The 17,875-nt window shown below is 57.1% G+C and carries 21 protein-coding genes and 1 pseudogene; 10 read left to right on the top strand and 12 right to left on the bottom strand.

Annotation, left to right across the window (positions count from 1 at the left end):
* Positions 1 to 13 precede the first annotated feature (13 nt).
* Both fusA and WDN10_03835 read right to left on the bottom strand, forming a co-directional pair.
* Positions 14 to 2,161: an elongation factor G gene (gene fusA / locus WDN10_03840; protein ID MEJ0053824.1), complete on the bottom strand. Its 2,148-nt coding sequence runs from the start codon at positions 2,159 to 2,161 to the stop codon at positions 14 to 16.
* 158 nt (positions 2,162 to 2,319) lie between these two features.
* The gene (locus WDN10_03835) at positions 2,320 to 2,748 is read right to left on the bottom strand and encodes a hypothetical protein (GenBank protein MEJ0053823.1); all 429 of its coding nucleotides are present in this window, start codon (positions 2,746 to 2,748) and stop codon (positions 2,320 to 2,322) included.
* 159 nt (positions 2,749 to 2,907) lie between these two features.
* Here WDN10_03835 and WDN10_03830 point away from each other — a divergent pair, with 159 nt between their 5' ends.
* Positions 2,908 to 3,843 carry an IS30 family transposase gene (locus WDN10_03830; protein MEJ0053822.1) on the top strand — a complete coding sequence of 312 codons (936 nt, stop codon included), beginning with the start codon at positions 2,908 to 2,910 and terminating at the stop codon, positions 3,841 to 3,843.
* A 98-nt stretch (positions 3,844 to 3,941) separates the two neighbouring features.
* On the opposite strand, the pseudogene WDN10_03825 reads toward WDN10_03830, so the two are convergent.
* Positions 3,942 to 4,829: pseudogene (locus WDN10_03825) on the bottom strand (integrase core domain-containing protein).
* A 220-nt stretch (positions 4,830 to 5,049) separates the two neighbouring features.
* On the opposite strand from WDN10_03825, the gene WDN10_03820 reads away from it, so the two are divergent.
* Positions 5,050 to 5,559, top strand: coding sequence for a hypothetical protein (locus WDN10_03820; protein ID MEJ0053821.1), 510 nt, complete (start codon positions 5,050 to 5,052; stop codon positions 5,557 to 5,559).
* 122 nt (positions 5,560 to 5,681) lie between these two features.
* Here WDN10_03820 and rpsG read toward each other — a convergent pair whose 3' ends face one another.
* From rpsG to WDN10_03805, 3 genes are all read right to left on the bottom strand, one after another.
* Positions 5,682 to 6,146, bottom strand: coding sequence for a 30S ribosomal protein S7 (gene rpsG / locus WDN10_03815; protein MEJ0053820.1), 465 nt, complete (start codon positions 6,144 to 6,146; stop codon positions 5,682 to 5,684).
* A gap of 5 nt (positions 6,147 to 6,151) precedes the next feature.
* Complete coding sequence (gene rpsL / locus WDN10_03810) at positions 6,152 to 6,559, bottom strand: 30S ribosomal protein S12 (GenBank protein MEJ0053819.1); 408 nt, start codon at positions 6,557 to 6,559, stop codon at positions 6,152 to 6,154.
* Between the two features lie 238 nt (positions 6,560 to 6,797).
* A complete protein-coding gene (locus tag WDN10_03805; GenBank protein MEJ0053818.1) occupies positions 6,798 to 7,244 on the bottom strand; it encodes a hypothetical protein in 447 nt (148 codons plus the stop codon).
* A gap of 194 nt (positions 7,245 to 7,438) precedes the next feature.
* Here WDN10_03805 and WDN10_03800 point away from each other — a divergent pair, with 194 nt between their 5' ends.
* From WDN10_03800 to WDN10_03785, 4 genes are all read left to right on the top strand, one after another.
* Positions 7,439 to 8,065, top strand: a complete 627-nt coding sequence (locus WDN10_03800; GenBank protein MEJ0053817.1) for a hypothetical protein — start codon at positions 7,439 to 7,441, stop codon at positions 8,063 to 8,065.
* The gene (locus WDN10_03795) at positions 7,947 to 10,079 is read left to right on the top strand and encodes a hypothetical protein (protein MEJ0053816.1); all 2,133 of its coding nucleotides are present in this window, start codon (positions 7,947 to 7,949) and stop codon (positions 10,077 to 10,079) included. Before WDN10_03800 ends, WDN10_03795 begins: the two co-directional genes overlap by 119 nt.
* A gap of 363 nt (positions 10,080 to 10,442) precedes the next feature.
* The gene (locus WDN10_03790) at positions 10,443 to 11,480 is read left to right on the top strand and encodes an IS30 family transposase (protein MEJ0053815.1); all 1,038 of its coding nucleotides are present in this window, start codon (positions 10,443 to 10,445) and stop codon (positions 11,478 to 11,480) included.
* On the top strand, positions 11,477 to 11,896 hold the full coding sequence (locus WDN10_03785) for a hypothetical protein (GenBank protein ID MEJ0053814.1): 420 nt from the start codon (positions 11,477 to 11,479) through the stop codon (positions 11,894 to 11,896). The genes WDN10_03790 and WDN10_03785 overlap by 4 nt, the downstream gene beginning before the upstream one ends.
* A 356-nt stretch (positions 11,897 to 12,252) precedes the next feature.
* Here the strand turns inward: WDN10_03785 and WDN10_03780 are convergent, their stop codons facing one another.
* From WDN10_03780 to WDN10_03770, 3 genes are read right to left on the bottom strand one after another with little or no spacing between them, the layout of a single operon-like run.
* On the bottom strand, positions 12,253 to 12,642 hold the full coding sequence (locus WDN10_03780) for an SET domain-containing protein (GenBank protein MEJ0053813.1): 390 nt from the start codon (positions 12,640 to 12,642) through the stop codon (positions 12,253 to 12,255).
* A gap of 6 nt (positions 12,643 to 12,648) precedes the next feature.
* Positions 12,649 to 13,242, bottom strand: a complete 594-nt coding sequence (locus WDN10_03775) for a hypothetical protein (protein ID MEJ0053812.1) — start codon at positions 13,240 to 13,242, stop codon at positions 12,649 to 12,651.
* A gap of 6 nt (positions 13,243 to 13,248) precedes the next feature.
* Positions 13,249 to 13,893 (bottom strand): site-2 protease family protein, encoded by a 645-nt coding sequence (locus tag WDN10_03770; protein MEJ0053811.1) that lies wholly within the window; start codon positions 13,891 to 13,893, stop codon positions 13,249 to 13,251.
* Between the two features lie 31 nt (positions 13,894 to 13,924).
* On the opposite strand from WDN10_03770, the gene WDN10_03765 reads away from it, so the two are divergent.
* A complete protein-coding gene (locus WDN10_03765) occupies positions 13,925 to 14,167 on the top strand; it encodes a L28 family ribosomal protein (protein MEJ0053810.1) in 243 nt (80 codons plus the stop codon).
* A 97-nt stretch (positions 14,168 to 14,264) separates the two neighbouring features.
* Here the strand turns inward: WDN10_03765 and WDN10_03760 are convergent, their stop codons facing one another.
* Positions 14,265 to 14,684, bottom strand: coding sequence for a helix-turn-helix transcriptional regulator (locus WDN10_03760; protein MEJ0053809.1), 420 nt, complete (start codon positions 14,682 to 14,684; stop codon positions 14,265 to 14,267).
* A gap of 135 nt (positions 14,685 to 14,819) precedes the next feature.
* Between WDN10_03760 and WDN10_03755 the strand changes: the two genes are divergently transcribed.
* A complete protein-coding gene (locus WDN10_03755; protein ID MEJ0053808.1) occupies positions 14,820 to 15,722 on the top strand; it encodes an integrase core domain-containing protein in 903 nt (300 codons plus the stop codon).
* Positions 15,723 to 15,737: 15 nt separating this feature from the next.
* On the opposite strand, the gene WDN10_03750 is transcribed toward WDN10_03755, so the two are convergent.
* Entirely contained in the window at positions 15,738 to 16,595 is an 858-nt protein-coding gene (locus WDN10_03750; GenBank protein ID MEJ0053807.1) for a hypothetical protein, read from the bottom strand.
* A 91-nt stretch (positions 16,596 to 16,686) separates the two neighbouring features.
* Here WDN10_03750 and WDN10_03745 point away from each other — a divergent pair, with 91 nt between their 5' ends.
* Positions 16,687 to 16,905 (top strand): hypothetical protein, encoded by a 219-nt coding sequence (locus WDN10_03745; protein MEJ0053806.1) that lies wholly within the window; start codon positions 16,687 to 16,689, stop codon positions 16,903 to 16,905.
* 71 nt (positions 16,906 to 16,976) lie between these two features.
* Here the strand turns inward: WDN10_03745 and WDN10_03740 are convergent, their stop codons facing one another.
* Positions 16,977 to 17,162, bottom strand: coding sequence for a hypothetical protein (locus tag WDN10_03740; protein ID MEJ0053805.1), 186 nt, complete (start codon positions 17,160 to 17,162; stop codon positions 16,977 to 16,979).
* A gap of 118 nt (positions 17,163 to 17,280) precedes the next feature.
* Here WDN10_03740 and WDN10_03735 point away from each other — a divergent pair, with 118 nt between their 5' ends.
* Positions 17,281 to 17,874, top strand: a complete 594-nt coding sequence (locus WDN10_03735) for a Fe-Mn family superoxide dismutase (protein ID MEJ0053804.1) — start codon at positions 17,281 to 17,283, stop codon at positions 17,872 to 17,874.
* The last annotated feature ends 1 nt before the right edge of the window (position 17,875 follow it).

Raw genomic sequence — 17,875 nt, 5'->3', positions numbered from 1 at the left:
GATACTCAGGAAGCTACTTCCTGCTCGCGATGATGTCCTGCGCGACGTTTTGGGGCACGACTTCGTAGTGGTCGAATTCCATGGTCATGGAGCCGCGGCCCTCGGTCATGGAGCGCAGCGTCGTCGTATACCCGAACATCTCGGAGAGCGGCACCTTGGCGTGCACCGCCTTGTTCATGCCGCGCTCTTCCATGCCTTCGATCGAAGCGCGCTTCCCGGAGAGGTTCCCCGTGATGTCGCCCATGAACTTCTCCGGCACCACCACCTCCACTTTCATGATCGGCTCGAGAATCACCGGCTTCGCGCGGGTCGCGGCTTCCTTGAAGGCCATCGATGCCGCGATCTTGAAGGCGATTTCCGAGGAGTCCACGTCGTGGTACGAACCGTCGTAGAGGTCGACGGAGATGTCGACGACCGGGAAGCCCGCGAGAATGCCGCGCGCCATCGACTCGCGGATACCCTTCTCGACGGGAGCGATGAACTCAGCCGGCACCACGCCGCCTTTGATGTTGTTGATGAATTCGAAATTGGCTTCGCGCGTGACGTTCTTCGGAATCTTCGCTTCAGGGTCCAAAGGCTCGAGGTGCTTCATCTTGATCTTCACATGCCCGTACTGGCCCTTGCCGCCGGTCTGCTTGATGTACTTGCCTTCGGCATCGGACGCGCCGAGCACCGTCTCGCGGTATGCCACCTGCGGCTTCCCGACATTCGCGCCCACGTTGAACTCCCGCTGCATGCGGTCGACCAGAATCTCGAGATGCAGCTCGCCCATCCCCGAGATGATGGTCTCCATGGTTTCGGCGTCCGAGGTGACGCGGAAGGTCGGGTCCTCGTCGGAGAGCTTCTTGAGCGCCATGCCCATTTTCTCCTGGTCGGCCTTGGTTTTCGGCTCGATGCGAAGCGATACCACCGGCTCCGGGAACTTGATAGTCTCGAGGATGATCGGATTCGCCTCGTCGCAGAGCGTGTGCGCAGTCTTCGTGTCCTTGAGACCTACGGCCGCCGCGATCTCTCCCGCGAACACCTTCTCCACTTCCTCGCGCTTATCAGCCTGAAGCCGCACGATGCGGCCGACGCGCTCCTTGCTGCCGGTCGTCGAGTTGTATACGTACGAGCCTGCGGTCAAAGTTCCCGCATAGACGCGGAAGAACGTAAGGGCACCGACGAACGGATCGGTCTGGAGCTTGAAGGCAAGCGCGGTGAACGGCTCGTCGTCGGAAGCCCTGCGGACGACCTCCTCGCCGGTCTTCGGGTTGATGCCTTTGACGGGCGGCATGTCGAGAGGCGACGGGAGATAGTCGACGACGGCGTCAAGCACGAGCTGCACGCCCTTGTTCTTGAGCGCGGAACCGGTGAAGACCGGGAAGATCGCGTTCGCGATCACGGCCTTGCGGAGAATCGTCTTAAGCTCCGCCACTTCGGGCTCCCTGCCCTCAAGATACGCGCTCATCGCCGCCTCGTCGTGCTCGACGATCCGCTCGATGAGCTCTGCGCGGTATTTCTTCGCGTCCTCAAGGAGGTTCGCCGGGATCTCTCCCTCGGTCACGATGTCGCCCATGTTGCCCGTGAAGGTGAAAGCCTTCATGGAAAGGAGGTCGATGACGCCTTCGTGCTGGTCTTCCTCTCCCACCGGGATCTGCATGCGCACGGCCTTCTTCGAGAGGCGGTCGAGAATGCTCTTATAGGAGAACTCGAACGATGCGCCCGTGCGATCGAGCTTGTTGATGAAACAGAGGCGCGGCACATTGGCCTCGTCCGCATAGCGCCAGTTGGTCTCCGACTGCGGCTCGACGCCCGCGACGCCGTCGAAAACGACGACCGCGCCGTCAAGGACGCGCATGGACCGCTTCACCTCGACCGTGAAGTCGATGTGTCCCGGCGTGTCGATGATGTTGAAGCGGAACTTTTTCGAAACGTCCTTCTTGTCCGGCTCGCTGGTGCGGGTCCAGAAGGAGGTGATGGCGGCGGCCGTGATGGTGATGCCGCGCTCCCGCTCCTGCTCCATCCAGTCGGTCGTGGTCTCTCCGTCGTGCACCTCGCCGATTTTGTGCTGGGAACCGGTGTAATACAAAATGCGCTCGGACGTGGTGGTCTTTCCGGCGTCGATATGGGCGATGATTCCGAAGTTCCTGACTTTCTCAAGCGGGTAGTCGCGGTTCATATACTAGTACGTAAGGGATGTGTTGTGTCTGGAAGCGGTAAAAATAAAAGCGCCGAGGCGTTATCCATAGAGTAGCGGGTTTTCTAGGAAAAGCAAAGGCCCGGATTTGTGGTCCGGGCCCGCGCCCAAGTGTTGTACCGGTTCTTGCGAACGGGCCGTCAGAGATGACCCGTGATCTTGAGTCCAAGGAAGATGAAAACGGCGAGGAAAACGATAATTCCGAGGACAAGGCCAGTGAGCGGGGGGTTTTCATCCTCTTCGCACAACCGCCTATAACCCTGCCTGATCGCTTCGACGAGCGACGCGGCGGAGTTGTCGCCCGTTTCCTTGAACCAGCGCGCGACGAATGACTCAGCGTCAAGCGAACGAAGCGCCGGGTCAGCGTCGGGCTCGACGTCGGCATCCGCCCAGCAGGCGAAGCCCGCATACATGAGGCCGTAGCAGCGGTATACGCCCAAGTCCGTGGAGCGGAACAGGACGATACGCTTCTCATGGAACTTCAGATAGTCGGTGATGCGCTCGCCGTCAGCCGAATACAAAAACAGATCGATTTCCTGCGCGAGTTCGCGGAATTCAGGATTGTTCATGCACGTCTCCCTTTGTCTGTCCCGCCACTCGGGAATCCATGGATATAATAACCTATAGACAAAGGTCTGTCAAAGTTGTGTAGGTGAATCCCCACCCTAATCGCAACAAAGTTTGCAGGCTAATTGCAACAGCTCTTTTGGGTTCCACACTCTCTGGATATGGCACATACCCAGATTGGGCCAGGAGACTGGCCGGTGATTGCCCGCATGCTGCGGGCAGGACACGCGATCCGAGAGATCGCACGTACGCTTGAGAAGGATGCAGGATCGATCTCTCGTCATGTGAACGAATACGGCGGACGTGAGGGATATGATGTACGCGAAGTACGCAGAAAGAAGAAGCTGAAACGCATTGCTGCAATGGACAGTATTCGCGTGCTCAAGGGTGCGCTCTTGCGCACGGTGGTGCGTATGCTCAAAGACCACCACTCTCCTGAGCAAATTGAAGGGGTGACGGGTGCAGTCTCCGCCAGCACCATATACCGATATATTGAGGAGCGTGCTCCGCACCTGAAGCAGTTCCTCAGATCATCCAAAGGCAAATACCGTCGCAGGCGCGGTACCAAAATACGCGAGAAGGCTCGTGAAGCGGCCAAGAAGCAGCGTATTGATGACCGTCCAACGATTATTGAACGACGAAGCCGGCTCGGCGACTGGGAGGGCGATACGGTGCAAGGCAGCGACAAGCGAGTCCGCATTGTCACCTTTGTGGATCGCAGGAGCGGATACCTGGTTGCATACTTGTTGCCCAAGATGCGCGCCGAGCTCCTCACGTCGCTTGCGCTCGCACGCTTCCGTCATATTCCGCGTGCCAAACGCAAGACCATCACGCTCGACAACGGTCCAGAATTTGCCGACTGGAAGCGACTCGGGAAGAAGAGCGGGGCAACCGTGTACTTCGCATACCCGCACCGTCCTTGGGAGCGTGGTACCAACGAGAATACCAACGGACTCCTGCGTCAGTACTTTCCTCGTTCGCTCAACTTCAACCTGATCACCCCTGAGGAGCTGGCGCATGTGGTGAAGAAGCTCAATGACCGGCCGCGCAAGCGTCTGAAATTCGAATCACCGCGCTCGATATTTCTGAGGAAGTGAGTGTTGCAGTTAGAGTGGGGTTCAGGCGTACGCGTCCAGTACCTCTGGCACTCCTCGGCCGTTAATGAGGAGAGTATATACCGGAGCGGCGGCACCTGTCCCAGGGACTCGTGCGGACGCCGGGCGTTGTACCAGAGCAGCCAGTCGACCAGCTTCAGGTTGAATGCCGCGACGTCGTCCCGCAGGAGCGGCCGATTGAGCATGATGCAGTCCTCCGAGATCGTCCGGTTGAACCGCTCGACGAACGCGTTCATCTTCGGGCTGCGGGGAAACGTATTGAAGTGGGTGAGGCCGAGGGCGCGGCACCCCGCCTCGAAGTTCTTGGCGAACTCCGGGCCGTTGTCGGTCTGGAGCTCCGTGATGTCGAAGGGGCACACCGCGATGACGCGCGCGAGGAAATCGGCGGCGGACGCGGAGGAGTGGACGGTATACGCGCCGGCGAAGGCGAACTTCTTCTCGACATCGATGGCGGTCAGGACGTACCGCTTCACGCCGTCGATGAAGCGGACGACGGTGTCGAGCTCCATGCCCCGCTTGTGCCGCCTGCGCAGCTTCGTGCGCTTCGATACGGGCTTCTCCCGATACGTGCCGCTTCGCGCATAGTATGAGAGCGGCTTGTGCGGGAGCAGCAGCCCTCTCCTCTTGAGGTCCGCGACGACCCTCCCGACATACGATTCGGATACCCGGTACCCGTCCTCCCGCAGCAGGGCTGCGAGCTTCGCCTTGCCGAGCCTCGGATGCTCCGCGCGCTCCTTCAGGATGAACGTCTCGACCTCGGGGAGGACGATGCGTCTCCTCCGATTCTTCGGTGCCGTCGACTTGGGATCGAGCGCGTCGAGTCTCCCGTGCGCGCGGTCGAGCTTCGCCTGCCAACGGAAGAGCGTGCGGCGAGAGACGCTGAAGGCGTCCCTGGCCGCACGCTCCCCGTGCGTTTTCCAGAAGTCCAGCACCTTGACCCGATGCCGCACCTCGTCGTTGTTCCTCATATGCAGGAAGCGTATGCTCCGCTCGCGCATATACAACCAGCCCTCGGTATCCTTCAGTATGTTGAATTGACGCATCGCTCCTCAGTTAGGAGGAGTGCCATATGTATCTGAACTTGTGCAAGTTGCGGCAATCCGGCTGCTTAGGGTAAAAACCGGACGGCCATGCTATGGTGCTTCCGGATTCGATTCCGTAAATCCGTTCTAGCGCAAGGAGGAAATCATGCGCATCATCAGCTCTATCGCCGCTTTCTCGCACTTGGAGGAATTGTCCGGTCATTGCATTCCGGTCGAAGCTATCGCCCGTCACCCGGACGGAAACGAACGCGCATTCCTCGAAGCAATCGCGGCCGTCACATTCGATATGCCGCCGGGTTATGAAATTCTTACGGCGCTCGACGCTCCCGTTCCCGGCTCGCTTGAACGCAAGGACGGGAAACCAGTCACCGTCAAAGGCGGGTTCGTCCGCGTGTATTTGGTTGGCCCGAAGCCGCCCCCAAAAATAGACGGATACGGTTGTCTCGCAAGGCTCTCTTGGGACGCTTTCTTCGATTCCCTCCCGGGCGGCGATATGGCCAAGAACGACCTTCCAGGTACTCTGAGAGCGGTTATCGGATCCGGCATACACACCGCAATCGGGGAATGGATGAAAACGGCCGAAACTCTTCGGGCAGCAGCCCGGTACGAAGGAGACCAGGTGCGGGTGCTACAGCAGCTCGTTCGGTCCGGATAAGAGAAGGGGTGAGTGAAAGGGTGCGGTCTCAGGACCGTACCCTTTGCTTTGTATTCACCGCCGCAAACACAAAAGACGGCCGTAGCGCGGCCGTCTTTTGTGTTTCGGATACTATGAAATGACTACCACGCGAAGTGCGCGAATGCCTTGTTCGACTCCGCCATGCGGTGCATGTCATCCTTCTTCTTGATGGCGTCGCCTTCGTTCTTTGCGGCGAGGACGAGCTGCTCGGCGAGCTTCTCGGCCATCGGCTTGCCCTTCTTCGAGCGGGCAGCGCCGATAATCCAGCGATAGGAAAGCGCGAGACGGCGCTGCTGGGGAACCTCGCGCGGCACCTGATAGTTCGCGCCGCCGACGCGGCGGGAGCGGACTTCCATAAGAGGAGAGACGTTCCTGATAGCCGCTTCGAACGTCTCAAGCGGGTCTGCGCCGCTCTCCTTTACCTTCTCAAGCGCGCCGTAGACGACCGCGCGGGCGGTATCTTTCTTTCCGTCCCACATGACCGCGTTTACGAAACGCTCAAGGCCTTCCGATCCGTACTTGAGGTCGGGGCGCCAGGTTCGCTTCTTTTTAAGAGGACGTCGCATGGAAATTATTTAGGCTTCTTCGCGCCGTAGCGGGAGCGCGAGCGGCGGCGCTTCTCGAGGCCCGCGGTGTCGAGCTTGCCGCGCACGATCGTGTACTGGACGCCGATGTCCTTCACGCGGCCGCCGCGAAGCAGCACCACCGAGTGCTCCTGGAGGTTGTGCCCTTCTCCGGGGATATACGCGGTGACCTCCATGCCGTTCGTGAGCCTCACGCGCGCGATCTTGCGGACGGCCGAGTTCGGCTTCCTTGGAGTTTTCGTGGTCACCTTGGTGCAAACGCCGCGCTTGAAGGGCGAGGAATAGTAGGTCGGGCGGTTCTCGAGCGCGTTAAAGCCGCGGCCAAGAGCGAGGACCGTGGTCTTCCTCGTCTTATCCTTGCGGCGCTTCTTCGCGAGCTGGTTTATGGTAGACATTTACGAAAATACGACCCGCAAGCGGGTCAAGGAGACTATATAAGAGAGGGCGCATAAACGCAATACCACCGCAGGCAACCTACGTACTATGAGCAATTCACACCTTACTTGGGAACTTCATGCTGCTGGGGTATAATCGCCCCGTGCCTGTGGCCGCAAGGCCCGTTCAGCTAAAATACGTAAGCTGAAGGCAGGCACATCAAAAAGCCCCGCATATGCGGGGCTTTTTGATGTGCCTTTAGCCGTCTTGCATGTCCTTGCTGCCGACCTTGAGATACGCGTCTTCGCCCATGCGCTGCGCGGGCATAATACTCCAGAAATGAACCTGTCCCGTGCCGACACGCCGTACTATCACTTTTATGCGCAACGGATCCCTGGCACCGACAATCGCAACGAAACCCCAATACTCAACCTCGACCATTCGCTTGCCATTCTTTGAATAACGACCGATGTTCTCGATTTCCATTGTCTTTCGATGTTCCTGTACGGTACCCGAGTTTTTCAAGATGCGTGGTGCTGCGGGGAGCAAACTGAACTTCAGCATCTGTTCTTTCTTATCTCGTTCCCGGTCGGCAGAAAACTGGAGGTGATGGAAACCGTCAGAATTGAAAGGTATTTCATGCCCGAAATATGGGCACACGATCTTGCCTATCTTTTTATAGAAAACACCTGCGTCAGCCAACATTTTCTTGTATCGAGATAAAACACCCATACGATTGATTACGTGTGTGCTTATCGTACGCCATTGAGTTCAAGAACAGATAATGCGGTGTCGGTCTTGGCCGCTCGTCCGCACGGGCTTTTAAGAAAATCTTATTCGCTCCCTGCTAGCGTTCGCCTATGCGAATGTTCTTGCGCGGTCTGTTATATGCGTCAGTCATGCTGTTCCTTTGCGGTTTTGCGGCTACCGCGCATGCCGAGGAAGCCACTTCGCCCGATAGCCTGTCCCTTGAAGCAATCTCTGTCGAGGCAGCCGCAACTTCCACGCCGGATATATCCGTCACTTTGACCGACTTCCATACGACGAACGGCCGCGAGATAGAGCCCGGCATCGTGTGGGGTGCGATGTTGGCAGGATTCGCGCACGATACTTTCTCTCCGTTCAAGTCCGCAATCATTTATCAGTACGCGATAGACCGGAGCGGCGCGTATCACGGACCGATCGCGAGCCAGGTTCATTCCATGACGGGCGCGTTTGCGGAAGAGGGCGTCGTAGCGCTTGAGAACATACCCATGAATATTCCCGCGCTTGGCCCGGATGCGGCGGCAGTCGTTGCGGTGGTGACAGTCGAGGACGAGGCCGGGTATATGGCAACCGCGACAAGCACCGCGATAGCCGTGAAGCAGCCGGATACCCCCGAGCCTCCTCCCCTGCCGGGAGTATCGAATGTCTTGTTCCTTCCCGGCATCGAGGGCAGCCGTCTCTACGGACCCGAAGGAAAGCTTTGGGAACCGGTCGATCGGGGAAAACGATTCGATCGCCGATATTCTCGGCGGGATCGGTAACGAGCGGATGAAAAGCTTGTCGCTTAACGGCGCGGGAAAGAGTGCGCGGAGCGATCTGTACGCCAAAGAAAGCGATGTTATCGACGAAGCCGACGGCAACCGTTTCTACGCCTCTTTCATGGATGAAATGGATGCGCTCAAAAGCGCGGGAACGATACGCGACTGGAAAGCTGCCGCCTACGACTGGCGCCTGTCGCTTCCGGACATTATCGAACACGGCACCCTGCGCGACGGAATGATCTTCTATGAAGAAGCGACGAGCACCCCGTATATAGAACAGACGCTTCATTCGCTTGCGGCGACATCAAAGAGCGGACGGGTGACGGTCATCGCGCACAGCAACGGCGGCCTGGTCGCGAAAGCGCTCATGGAAAAGCTCGGAGGCGAGGAAACCGCCCGGCTTATCGACAAGGTCATTCTTGTCGGGGTACCGCAAAGCGGCGCGCCGGGAGCGGTCGGCGCGCTCCTCTACGGGCTCAACCAGGGCATCGCGGCGCTTAACGGCATCGTTCCGGTGGTCTCCGCCGACGCGGCGCGCGAATTCGCGCAGAACGCGCCGATGGCATACCACCTCCTGCCTTCGGAGGCGTACTTTAGCGACTCCGATCTCCCCGTAGGACAGTTCGAAGGAGAGGCGTATGCGGCGGAAGAAGATGCGTATGGAGAAATTCTCAACCGCGAAGACGAACTCGCGGAATTTCTCTCCGCGAATAATGCGAACGAATCGCTTCTTGCCTATGCTTCCGCCACGCACGACTCGATCGACGCATGGCAGCCGCCCGCGGGCACGGCCGTCTACGAGCTCGCGGGCTTCGGCGTCGATTCAACGGTCTCCGGTATCGACTTCTATACGCTCCCCCGCACGTTCGCCGGGCCTATCGGTGCCGAAACTCCCGCGCTTCGCGAATATCGTCCGCTCTTCACCCCCAGAGGCGACGGCGTCGTGCCGAGCATAAGCGCGCTCATGATGGATACGGGAGCAAGGAAATACTGGATAGATCTCGCAGGAAGCGACAGCGACCACGGAACCATCTTCGAGCATCCGGACGTGCGCGCTTTCATCGAGAGCATCCTTACAAATACCGAAGAAACACCGGCTTCGATCGTCACGACCGAACCCGTACTCCCGACCGCGAAGAAACTCCTCTTCTTTCTGCATTCCCCGCTCGCGCTCGAAGTATCCGATGGGCGCGGACGCCGCACCGGCCTTACCGACGACGGCAGGATACGGGAGGATATTCCGGGTTCGACGTACGGGGAATTCGGAGAGGTCAAGTATAGTATCGTCCCCGCGGGCCGGAACTATGAAATCGAACTTCGCGGTACCGGTTCCGGAACATTCTCGGTCGATCTTGAGGAACAGGAAGGAGACCGTGTTATCGCATCAAGCACGATATACGGGGTGCCTGTACGCGAGCGCACGAGAGCATCAATGAAAGTTGCGGGTGACCTGAGACACGCCAGCGCGCTTATAGTTGACGAAGACGGCGACGGCATGGTCGATATCGAGATCACTCCGCGGCTTGGTGAGGCAGTACCATATTCCGCTAATTCGCTTCAGCCGACTACGACGTCTTCCGTATCGGATGTTGGCAGGCGTTCTTCCGAAAGTGCCGCTTCCCACGCGACGGCGACAACAGCGATTTCGCTTATTCCCGGAAGTCCGGTGGTCAATCCAGCGCGCAAAGAAGTTGCGCTCGTTGCCCAAGAAATAAAATCAATGCCAATCGAAAATACGCCGATTCAAAGACAGGAACGTGCAGGAACTGCGAACGTGGTTCGTCAAACGCAAACCGCGTCCGTTTATGGGGCGTTTGACGATACCGCCTTCCGTCAATTCGTATTTTGGCTAAAAGCGATTTGGCAGAAGCTTTTACGTTTGCTGCGCGTATTCTCGGGATCGTATCTTAGCTTGGAGATGAGGTCCACTAGGTACGGTTCCCGTACCTTCAAGATTAAACAGTGGGCTTTGGGCGCGTTATGCCGTCAAGGAGTGAGCGAATGCAGAATTTAACCTGGTCGCGTTCGAGAACCTGTAAATTCTCGAACTGCTCGCGGGCTTTGTCGTTCATGGCGTTCATGTCTATCGACTGTCCAAAGTCGATAAGGTAGATGGTGCCTTCTCCGTCTACCATCATATTCGCGAGCTTGATATCCCCATGAAGACATACGGTGTGTACCGCGAATACAAACTTGTCGAGTTCTGTATGCAGAGATGCCTGCTCTTGCGGATCCGAGTATCTGCGTCGCAAGGCTTTCCAGACCGCTTCGCGTTGTTCAGTCTCGGCAAGCGTATTCGGTGTACCGGTACTTAGAAGCTGCTCCTAAGTTCCAGAATTAATTGCAACACCCAATTAGCAGACTAGGCTAATTGGATATGGCACAAAACAAGGGACCGTTCACGCTCCGCGAACGAAGCATCATCGAAGTCAGATGGCGCAAGGACGCAAAGAGCGTCACGGACATGGCCACGGAACTCGGCCGCAACAAGAGCTCGGTCTCCCGCGAGCTTGCGGGGAAACCGCGCAAAGGGATGGGGCGGTATCGAGCTGAAGCGGCACACGCAAAAGCGCAAGAACGCATTGGCAAGCGAGGCAACACGCCAAAAATGAAGCGTACCCCAACACTCAAAGCGTACGTCGAGGAGAAGATGCGGGAAAAGAAATGGTCTCCCGAGCAAGTGCATATACGACTGCCACTTGAATACCCCGACGACCCTTCCATGCGCATCTCAACCGAAGCGGTATACCAGGAGGTATACCGCAGGATACATCGCAAGGGCCGAGGATCGGTGAAGCCCGGAGAGACCGATCTGCGGCCGCATTTGGCACGTCGCCACAAGGCGCGTGCGAAGCAGGGCTTCAGGAAAGCCCGCAGAATGGCACGGAATGAGGCGTTGCCCTCAATCGAAGCGCGTCCCGAGGTGGTGAACGAACGCTCCCGCATCGGTGACTGGGAAGACGACACCATGGTGTCGAGGCAATCAACCGACCGTGTCAAAAGTATGACCGAGCGCAGGAGCGGTGTGACCTTCTTTGAGAAGGCCAAGGATGGTACGGCCGTTGTCTGCGACGAGGCACTCATCAAACGGCTCTCCGCTCTTCCAAAGCGCGTGCGCAAGACGCTCACGCGAGACCGCGGTACGGAGAACGTGCGGTGGGAAGAAGTCAAAGAAGCACTCGACATGGATATATTCTTCGCCCATCCATACAGCTCGTGCGAGCGCGGCTCAAACGAGAACGCGAATGGTCTAGCCCGTCGATTTTTCCCAAAGAAGACCGACTGGAGTTTGGTCTCTGACGAGGAGCTTGCTCGAGCGGAACGCCTCATCAATACCCGACCACGCAAGCGCCATGGCGGGCTGACGCCCGAGGAAGTATTCTGGAGGGATACGGGTGTTGCGATATATTCTTGAATGTACCGCTCGATGGTTTGACCTTTAATTTCTTCCATGCCATAACATTGGAGCTTTTCGTTCTTGTAGTAAAAGTATGGGTGCGGTACGCGGATTCTGGAGCCCGCGCCTATTTTGTGTTCTTCCTCTTCGATATGCGTCACCGTATCAACTTCCCACAGCATGTCATGCTCTCCTTCTGCCGAGAGAGTTTTTTGTGTGGGGGTGAGGAGGTACTTCACCGCAGCGTTACGTTCGCCGGCAAGGCTAAGTCGCTTTACGCGCGCAGTTTGTCCGGCGCCGAGCGTCTCTTCCGGAGACTCAAGCAATCCCTGCAGTCTCTCACCGAATTTAGGTTCGGCTATCAACTCCCGAAAATGCGGATCGGTCGACTTGAACTCTTCCAGACTTACTCTCCTGGCTTCCACTACTCCTAAGAGATACCCAAGCTTCTCTTGCGCTAGCGCTTCAGGGTTGAGGTCTGGACTCGCCGCGATACGATCCTCTATGGCCTGATAATGCCGTCTCCAAAGCGGACGCGGCAGCTGATTAAAGAGCGCGCGCACCTCCCTTGATTCGCCTTCAAGCCATTCGGCGATATCTGAAGTATCGGGCTCCGGATTTTTCGCGCGTGATGTAGGTACGAATTCCTTCATGAATCTAGTATATACCGTTCTAACATAGAATGAACTTAATCCTTGTTGGAACGCTCACCGACATGCATCTACCATACTGATTGACCGTGTGTCGGTAGAATACCCGACACGATAGTTTTCGTGACTCCACTGAACCGCTACTCAATCCCTCTCCGCTGCAAATCCTCCGCGGACTCGAATTCCAAATAATTCTGCGTGAGCTCCTCCCCCGCTTCGATATCCCGCACCGCTATCAGATGCGCCTCTTTAGTATGTTGATCCTGGGTCACGGTGGAATCGTAGGAATGATTAATGAATTTTGAGACGTCGAAGTCGACATGCCAGATTCCCGGTTCGACCTCGAATCCCCACCACCGTATTTCCTGCTGTTCCGATTCGTTTAGCGCATCGAATTGCTCCTGCGTTATGTTGAGGTCAAGTACCGGACTTGCGGTATAAACGAGTTGTCCTTTCTGTACGTTCTCGGCGGCAAATAATCCGATGCCGTGGAGCTTCGACGTATCGAGCTTGTATTTGATGTGCATCATAGAAACTCATTTGTGAGGGAACTTTCTCCAGAAAAGCACTAGGACGAAAACTCCGTTGGCGACTATCAGAGATGCGGGATACAAAACGGTCGTAACCGAAAAGGCCTGCAGGGCGAGAATACCGAAAATAAACTTGATGCCCGATAAAGCATAGGTCGCCGCGCTTTCGGTCTCTGGATGCATATATCCTTTGCGAAACGTCGGAACGAACGCGACTGCATCAGTGACGGTAATTAATATGACCGACCAGAGGGGATCGCCCGTAACATACCATACGGGGATAGCGAGAAGCGCGGCGATAAAAAATATCCAGTCGCTTTTCGTAATCAGGCTGCGAGACGATGCGCCCAACCCGACCAAAGCGAAGCACAGGCATGCAAGCGCCGTAAAGCCTGTTACCCAGGTTCCAGCCCCTCCTCCGCTTACCACCTGGGCCGCGAATGCCGTCGCGGTCAAAATGCCCCAGACAAACCAGGAGAAAAAATGCGGTTTGACCGAGCCCTGATAAATGCCCTGCGCGTAAAAGACGTACCCCGCAGCGCCAAGAATGACGGCTATCGCTCCTGAAATATGCTGGAAAGTCAGAAGACTGAGCTCCATGCCGTTTTACTGCCCCACCAACAGCCCGAACACCAACGACACGAACAGATAAAACGGACCGGAGAGGAAGAGAACGAAAATGAGAAGGATGCCGAAGATGCCGGTCGAGCCGAGGGAATGGATGCGGTCCTCGAACTGGCGCAGGCCGTACGAGAGACGGTAGGGGACGATGCCACGCAATACTGTGTACCCATCCATGGGGGGAATCGGGAGCAGATTGAAAAGACCGAGGAAAAGATTCACGAACGCCACCGTACCCGCGAACATCGCAAACGATGCGAGCGACGGGTCGAGGAACGCAAAACGCGCGATGAGTCCGAAAATTATCGCGAGCGCGATATTGGACGCCGAGCCCGCGACGGCGACGATCGCCTCGCCCCACCGCTGGTTTCTCAGGTTGTACGGATTATACGGAACCGGCTTCGCCCAACCGAAGAGAACGCCCGCGCCCGTAAGGACGAGGAACATCGGAATGAGCACCGAGCCGACCGGATCGATGTGCTTGAGGGGATTCAGCGTGAGACGGCCCTGGAGCTTCGCGGTCGGATCGCCGAGCGAATAGGCCGCATAGCCGTGCGATACCTCGTGGATGACGACTGAGAGGATAAGCACGACGACCGTAAAGACAGGCTCGAAGAAGCTCGGTTGCATAGATGAATACCTATGCTACCATGCGTTCACTATGGCACGGAGCTGCGAAATCACCGGCAAGAGCACGCAAGTAGGCGGGCGGTATTCGAACCGTACCCGCGCGACGCAGTTCAACTCGACCGGCAAGGTTCGTCGCAAGGCCAATCTCCAGCGCCGCGCTATCTTCGTTCCCGAGCTCGGCAAGACCGTGAAAGTAGACATTTCCATCAACGGACTCCGGCATATCAAGAAGAACGGCGCGCACGCGACGCTTAAGAAAGCGGGCCTGATTTAACTCAAATTCCTGGAAATAAGTAATCCGCCCTTGAGGCGGATTTGACTGTAGGGCAGCTCCCGACTCCCCAACATCCGGAGAGTCGGGAGCCGTAACCTTAAGACGATTTCGGTTTGGCGATTTCAGCCTCGCCAGCTATCGTCCCGATGAGGCCAATCAATTGCCTACGCATCTGCGGGTTCCCGATGCGCATAAACGCGGCTACGAGATCGCGTCCCTCGACCGTCATGACGAAGTCCAGGATCGCGGATTCGCTTTCGAGCTTGGAAACACTGAGCGGTGTCGCGGTTTGTATCTCCTGGATGAGAAGCCCGGGAGCGACGCCGATGGCGGCGGCGATCTCAAGCAGCACTTGTACGGTTACACGGTCCGCACCAGCTTCATACTTTTGGAGCTGTTGGGCGCGCAGATGAAGGTGTCTGGCAAGCGCTGCCTGACCAACCCCGGCACGTTTGCGCAGGCTTCGAATGCACGAGCCGATAAAAGCATCGATTTCCCCTGCTCTTCTTCTAGCCATTAAAAGTACTCCTTCTGTAAAAACACAGCCAAATCCCTTTCGGGAACCGGGATCACTATAGCATATAGTAGCAAGAAAGCAATACCTACTTAAGGTCGCACTGCATATCGAACACTCCCTAATACTAAGGAGGATATGCGCAAAGAACCCAGGGAAATCATCAGGAAATTGAAGAAGTCGGGAGGAAAGGTGCGCGAAACCGCACGGACACTCGGCATATCTCCGGGCACGGTGGTGTTCTGGAAGAAGCGAGCCCGGAGCATCCGGAGCCGGTTTGCGCTCTCGACGCGGCAGCTTGTCCGCAAGTCGACAAGACCGAAGCGTCTTCGCCGCAGGACGCTCTCGGGAGAGCGGGCTGAGGCGCTCTTGCGCCTGCGCGAAGAGAAAGGATACGGGGCGCGCAAGCTCAAAGTGCTGCTCGGCCTCTCCGAGCACCCGGCGACCATCCATCGCTTCCTCAAAGCGAAAGGTCATATACTGGAAGGCGCGTCATACCGACGGCCGAGATATCAGGAGACCACGCATATGTATCTCAAGAACGTGACCGCGCCCGGGAAGCTTCAGATGGATGTGAAGTACGTGACGCCCGAGCTGTCGGGGCTCCCGCATACCCTGTATCTGTATGCCGTCATTGATATTTGGAGCCGATACAAAGCTGGCGTCATCTTCCCCGAGCTCGTGCAGGACTTCTCCATCGAGGCCCTGCGGACGGTTTCGCTGCCGTTCGTACCGGATTTCGTGCAGACCGACAACGGCCTTGAGTTCCAGAGCCGCTTCCGCGCCTTCGTGACTGGGGAACTCGGCTGGAAGCATCATTTCATCCACAAGGCGAACCCGAATGAGAACGCGGTCATCGAGCGGTCATTCCGCACCGACGAGGAGGAGTTCTTCTGGCGCTTCATGAAAAAGCCCGCTTCAATGGAGGACCTCAATGCCCAGTATCAGGCCTTTCTGCGCGAATACAACCACGAACGGCCGCACCTTGGCATCGAGCTCAAGACGCCGTATGCTCGACTGCAAGAGTGTTCGATATGTTAGTGCGATATTAAGTACCTATCGGCTTTCAAGCCGTACGGTATTCCCGTCGCTTACGAACCGCACGGAGCCGTCTCCCGTCCGCGCTATGGCTGCGCCCTCCGTAACAATGCGGTCGAGCGTTTCCTGATGAGGATATCCGAACCGGTTGCCTGTATCCACCGAGATCACGACCGTATCGGGATGCACCGCCGAAAGAAAAGTAGCCGAAGTCGAGGTTTTCTTGCCGCTGTCCCCCGCAAGAAGCACACCGCTTTTAAGGCGCGCACCATCGAGCCGTACCAGATATTCTTCGACGCCCGACGGGGCGGCACCGGTGATAAGAAACGACGTTTCACCGTATACGATACGCAGTACAAGCGAGGCGGTGTCGCTATCGACTCCCGATACGTCCCGGTCGGGATAGAGCACGTCGATATAGGCGCCTCCTCCGATATCGATACGCTCGCCGCGCGCAAGCGTGACGGTTTGCAATCCTTGCTCATGTTTCAGTGCATCCCGTAACACCTCCTCGGCGAAAGAATGATAATTCACCCCCGAAGAGAAGAACGAGCGGACTTGATAGTCATTGAAGACATCGGAAAGACCGCCTATCGCGCTGGCGCTTCCGTGCGTCACGAGTATCGCGTCGATCGTCCGATCAAAAGGGCCGAGCTCGGTTCCGAGCGCGCGAAGTATTGACGCGTCCGGCCCGGCATCGATGAGAATGTCGGCTCCCGCGGGACTTTGTACAAGGATCGCTTCTCCCGCGCCGACACTGAGGAATGAAATTGTGAGAACGGACGGAAGCGTCCGAAGGGCCGAATACGCGAGAAACGCGTTAGCAGCCGCAAGGGAGGCCAGCAGCCATACAAAATACTTGGTACCATCCGACATACGCTCAGTATAGGGTTATAAAGCGGAAAACCTGCGCTTCTAATCATACTGTGGTATGGTAACTCGGGTTAATGAATGGGAAGGGTAGCTCATGGATACGGCACAAAACGAAAAGCTTGCCGCCCAGGATCGGCAACTCGAGGAAATTCTCCGAGATTATTACCCCGGGCCGCAGACGTTTGCAAAGCTTTCTGCGTACTGCGGCCTTAACACGGGGAAAATGGCCACCATGCTTCGCGCCATGAGGGACGGCGCTCGTGAAAATCATCTCGAAGCCCTGTCGCACAGCGAAACGCCGACGTTGCATTGAACACAACGCCTCCTCAGAAAAGGCAAAGGGCACCCGCTGTGGTGCCCTTTACAATTTACCGCAAGTGCAAATTATCCGAGCTTAGCCTCGGGATTAATTATCGTGCCCGTTTCCCGGTCATAGGCGAGCTTTGCATTTGACTCCACGGCTTCAAGCGCGCGCTGATGGATATCGGCCTCGCTTTCTGCGAGGAGTTTCTTGGCGACAGCTTCGTCTTCGGCGGTCAACTTCTCATCTCGAGACCCCTGATTTGGCATAGTTTCCATAGGTTATAGGTATCTTTAGCTTGTGCCTCATTCTCCCACAATCGGTATCCTGCGCAAGGTCCTTCTTTCACCAAATATTTAGCAGCCCTCCGTGCTAGACTCTCCCCATATGCCATACACCGCAAAACAATTCGATCTTCCGGCGCTTAAGGGAATATCGGAAAAGCAGGTCAAGGTACACCTCGCCTTGTACGAGGGGTATGTAAAGCATGCGAATCTGATCACGGACATGATCGCCGCATACCAGAAGACGGACGATGAAGGCGGCAAGTACGCCGTAGCGGAGATGCGCCGCCGCTTCGCGTTCGAGTTCGACGGCATGCGCATGCACGAATACTATTTCAGCCAGTTCGAAGAAAAGCCATGCGCCCCGGACGAAGGGAGCGCGCTCTCGAAACTCGCGCTCGAGCAGTACGGGGAAGCCGGAATCGCCGGAACCATGAAAGCGGTCGCCGCCACGCGCGGCATCGGCTGGGTCGTCGTGTATTTCGATCCCGCCGCAAAGAAGCTCCATACGACCTTCGTCGGCGACCACGAGCTCGGTCAGTTGTCGGGGCTTCCGGTCATCGTCGCGCTCGACCTCTGGGAACACGCGTATATGGTGGACTATGTTCCGGCGGAAAAGAAAAGCTACATCGACGCCTTTTTCGAAAATCTCAACTGGGCGGTTATCGAGAAGCGCTTTACGGACGCGGCGCGGTGAC

Source organism: bacterium (genome assembly GCA_037200965.1).
Taxonomy (GTDB): Bacteria; Patescibacteriota; Minisyncoccia; order Phycocordibacterales; family Phycocordibacteraceae; genus C7867-001.
This window is presented reverse-complemented; position numbering and strand designations above follow the sequence as displayed.

Excerpts from the sequence above, each read along its gene's own strand:
- WDN10_03820 (MEJ0053821.1), top strand. The coding sequence starts at position 5,050 with ATGCGCATCATCAGCTCTATCGCCGCTTTCTCGCACTTGGAGGAATTG.
- WDN10_03765 (MEJ0053810.1), top strand. The coding sequence starts at position 13,925 with ATGGCACGGAGCTGCGAAATCACCGGCAAGAGCACGCAAGTAGGCGGG.
- rpsG (MEJ0053820.1), bottom strand. The coding sequence starts at position 6,146 with ATGCGACGTCCTCTTAAAAAGAAGCGAACCTGGCGCCCCGACCTCAAG.
- WDN10_03795 (MEJ0053816.1), top strand. The coding sequence starts at position 7,947 with ATGTCTTGTTCCTTCCCGGCATCGAGGGCAGCCGTCTCTACGGACCCG.
- WDN10_03775 (MEJ0053812.1), bottom strand. The coding sequence starts at position 13,242 with ATGGAGCTCAGTCTTCTGACTTTCCAGCATATTTCAGGAGCGATAGCC.
- WDN10_03755 (MEJ0053808.1), top strand. The coding sequence starts at position 14,820 with ATGCGCAAAGAACCCAGGGAAATCATCAGGAAATTGAAGAAGTCGGGA.
- WDN10_03735 (MEJ0053804.1), top strand. The coding sequence starts at position 17,281 with ATGCCATACACCGCAAAACAATTCGATCTTCCGGCGCTTAAGGGAATA.
- WDN10_03760 (MEJ0053809.1), bottom strand. The coding sequence starts at position 14,684 with ATGGCTAGAAGAAGAGCAGGGGAAATCGATGCTTTTATCGGCTCGTGC.
- WDN10_03830 (MEJ0053822.1), top strand. The coding sequence starts at position 2,908 with ATGGCACATACCCAGATTGGGCCAGGAGACTGGCCGGTGATTGCCCGC.
- WDN10_03740 (MEJ0053805.1), bottom strand. The coding sequence starts at position 17,162 with ATGCCAAATCAGGGGTCTCGAGATGAGAAGTTGACCGCCGAAGACGAA.
- WDN10_03805 (MEJ0053818.1), bottom strand. The coding sequence starts at position 7,244 with ATGTTGGCTGACGCAGGTGTTTTCTATAAAAAGATAGGCAAGATCGTG.
- WDN10_03790 (MEJ0053815.1), top strand. The coding sequence starts at position 10,443 with ATGGCACAAAACAAGGGACCGTTCACGCTCCGCGAACGAAGCATCATC.
- WDN10_03800 (MEJ0053817.1), top strand. The coding sequence starts at position 7,439 with ATGCTGTTCCTTTGCGGTTTTGCGGCTACCGCGCATGCCGAGGAAGCC.
- WDN10_03780 (MEJ0053813.1), bottom strand. The coding sequence starts at position 12,642 with ATGATGCACATCAAATACAAGCTCGATACGTCGAAGCTCCACGGCATC.
- WDN10_03835 (MEJ0053823.1), bottom strand. The coding sequence starts at position 2,748 with ATGAACAATCCTGAATTCCGCGAACTCGCGCAGGAAATCGATCTGTTT.
- WDN10_03770 (MEJ0053811.1), bottom strand. The coding sequence starts at position 13,893 with ATGCAACCGAGCTTCTTCGAGCCTGTCTTTACGGTCGTCGTGCTTATC.
- WDN10_03745 (MEJ0053806.1), top strand. The coding sequence starts at position 16,687 with ATGGATACGGCACAAAACGAAAAGCTTGCCGCCCAGGATCGGCAACTC.
- WDN10_03750 (MEJ0053807.1), bottom strand. The coding sequence starts at position 16,595 with ATGTCGGATGGTACCAAGTATTTTGTATGGCTGCTGGCCTCCCTTGCG.
- rpsL (MEJ0053819.1), bottom strand. The coding sequence starts at position 6,559 with ATGTCTACCATAAACCAGCTCGCGAAGAAGCGCCGCAAGGATAAGACG.
- fusA (MEJ0053824.1), bottom strand. The coding sequence starts at position 2,161 with ATGAACCGCGACTACCCGCTTGAGAAAGTCAGGAACTTCGGAATCATC.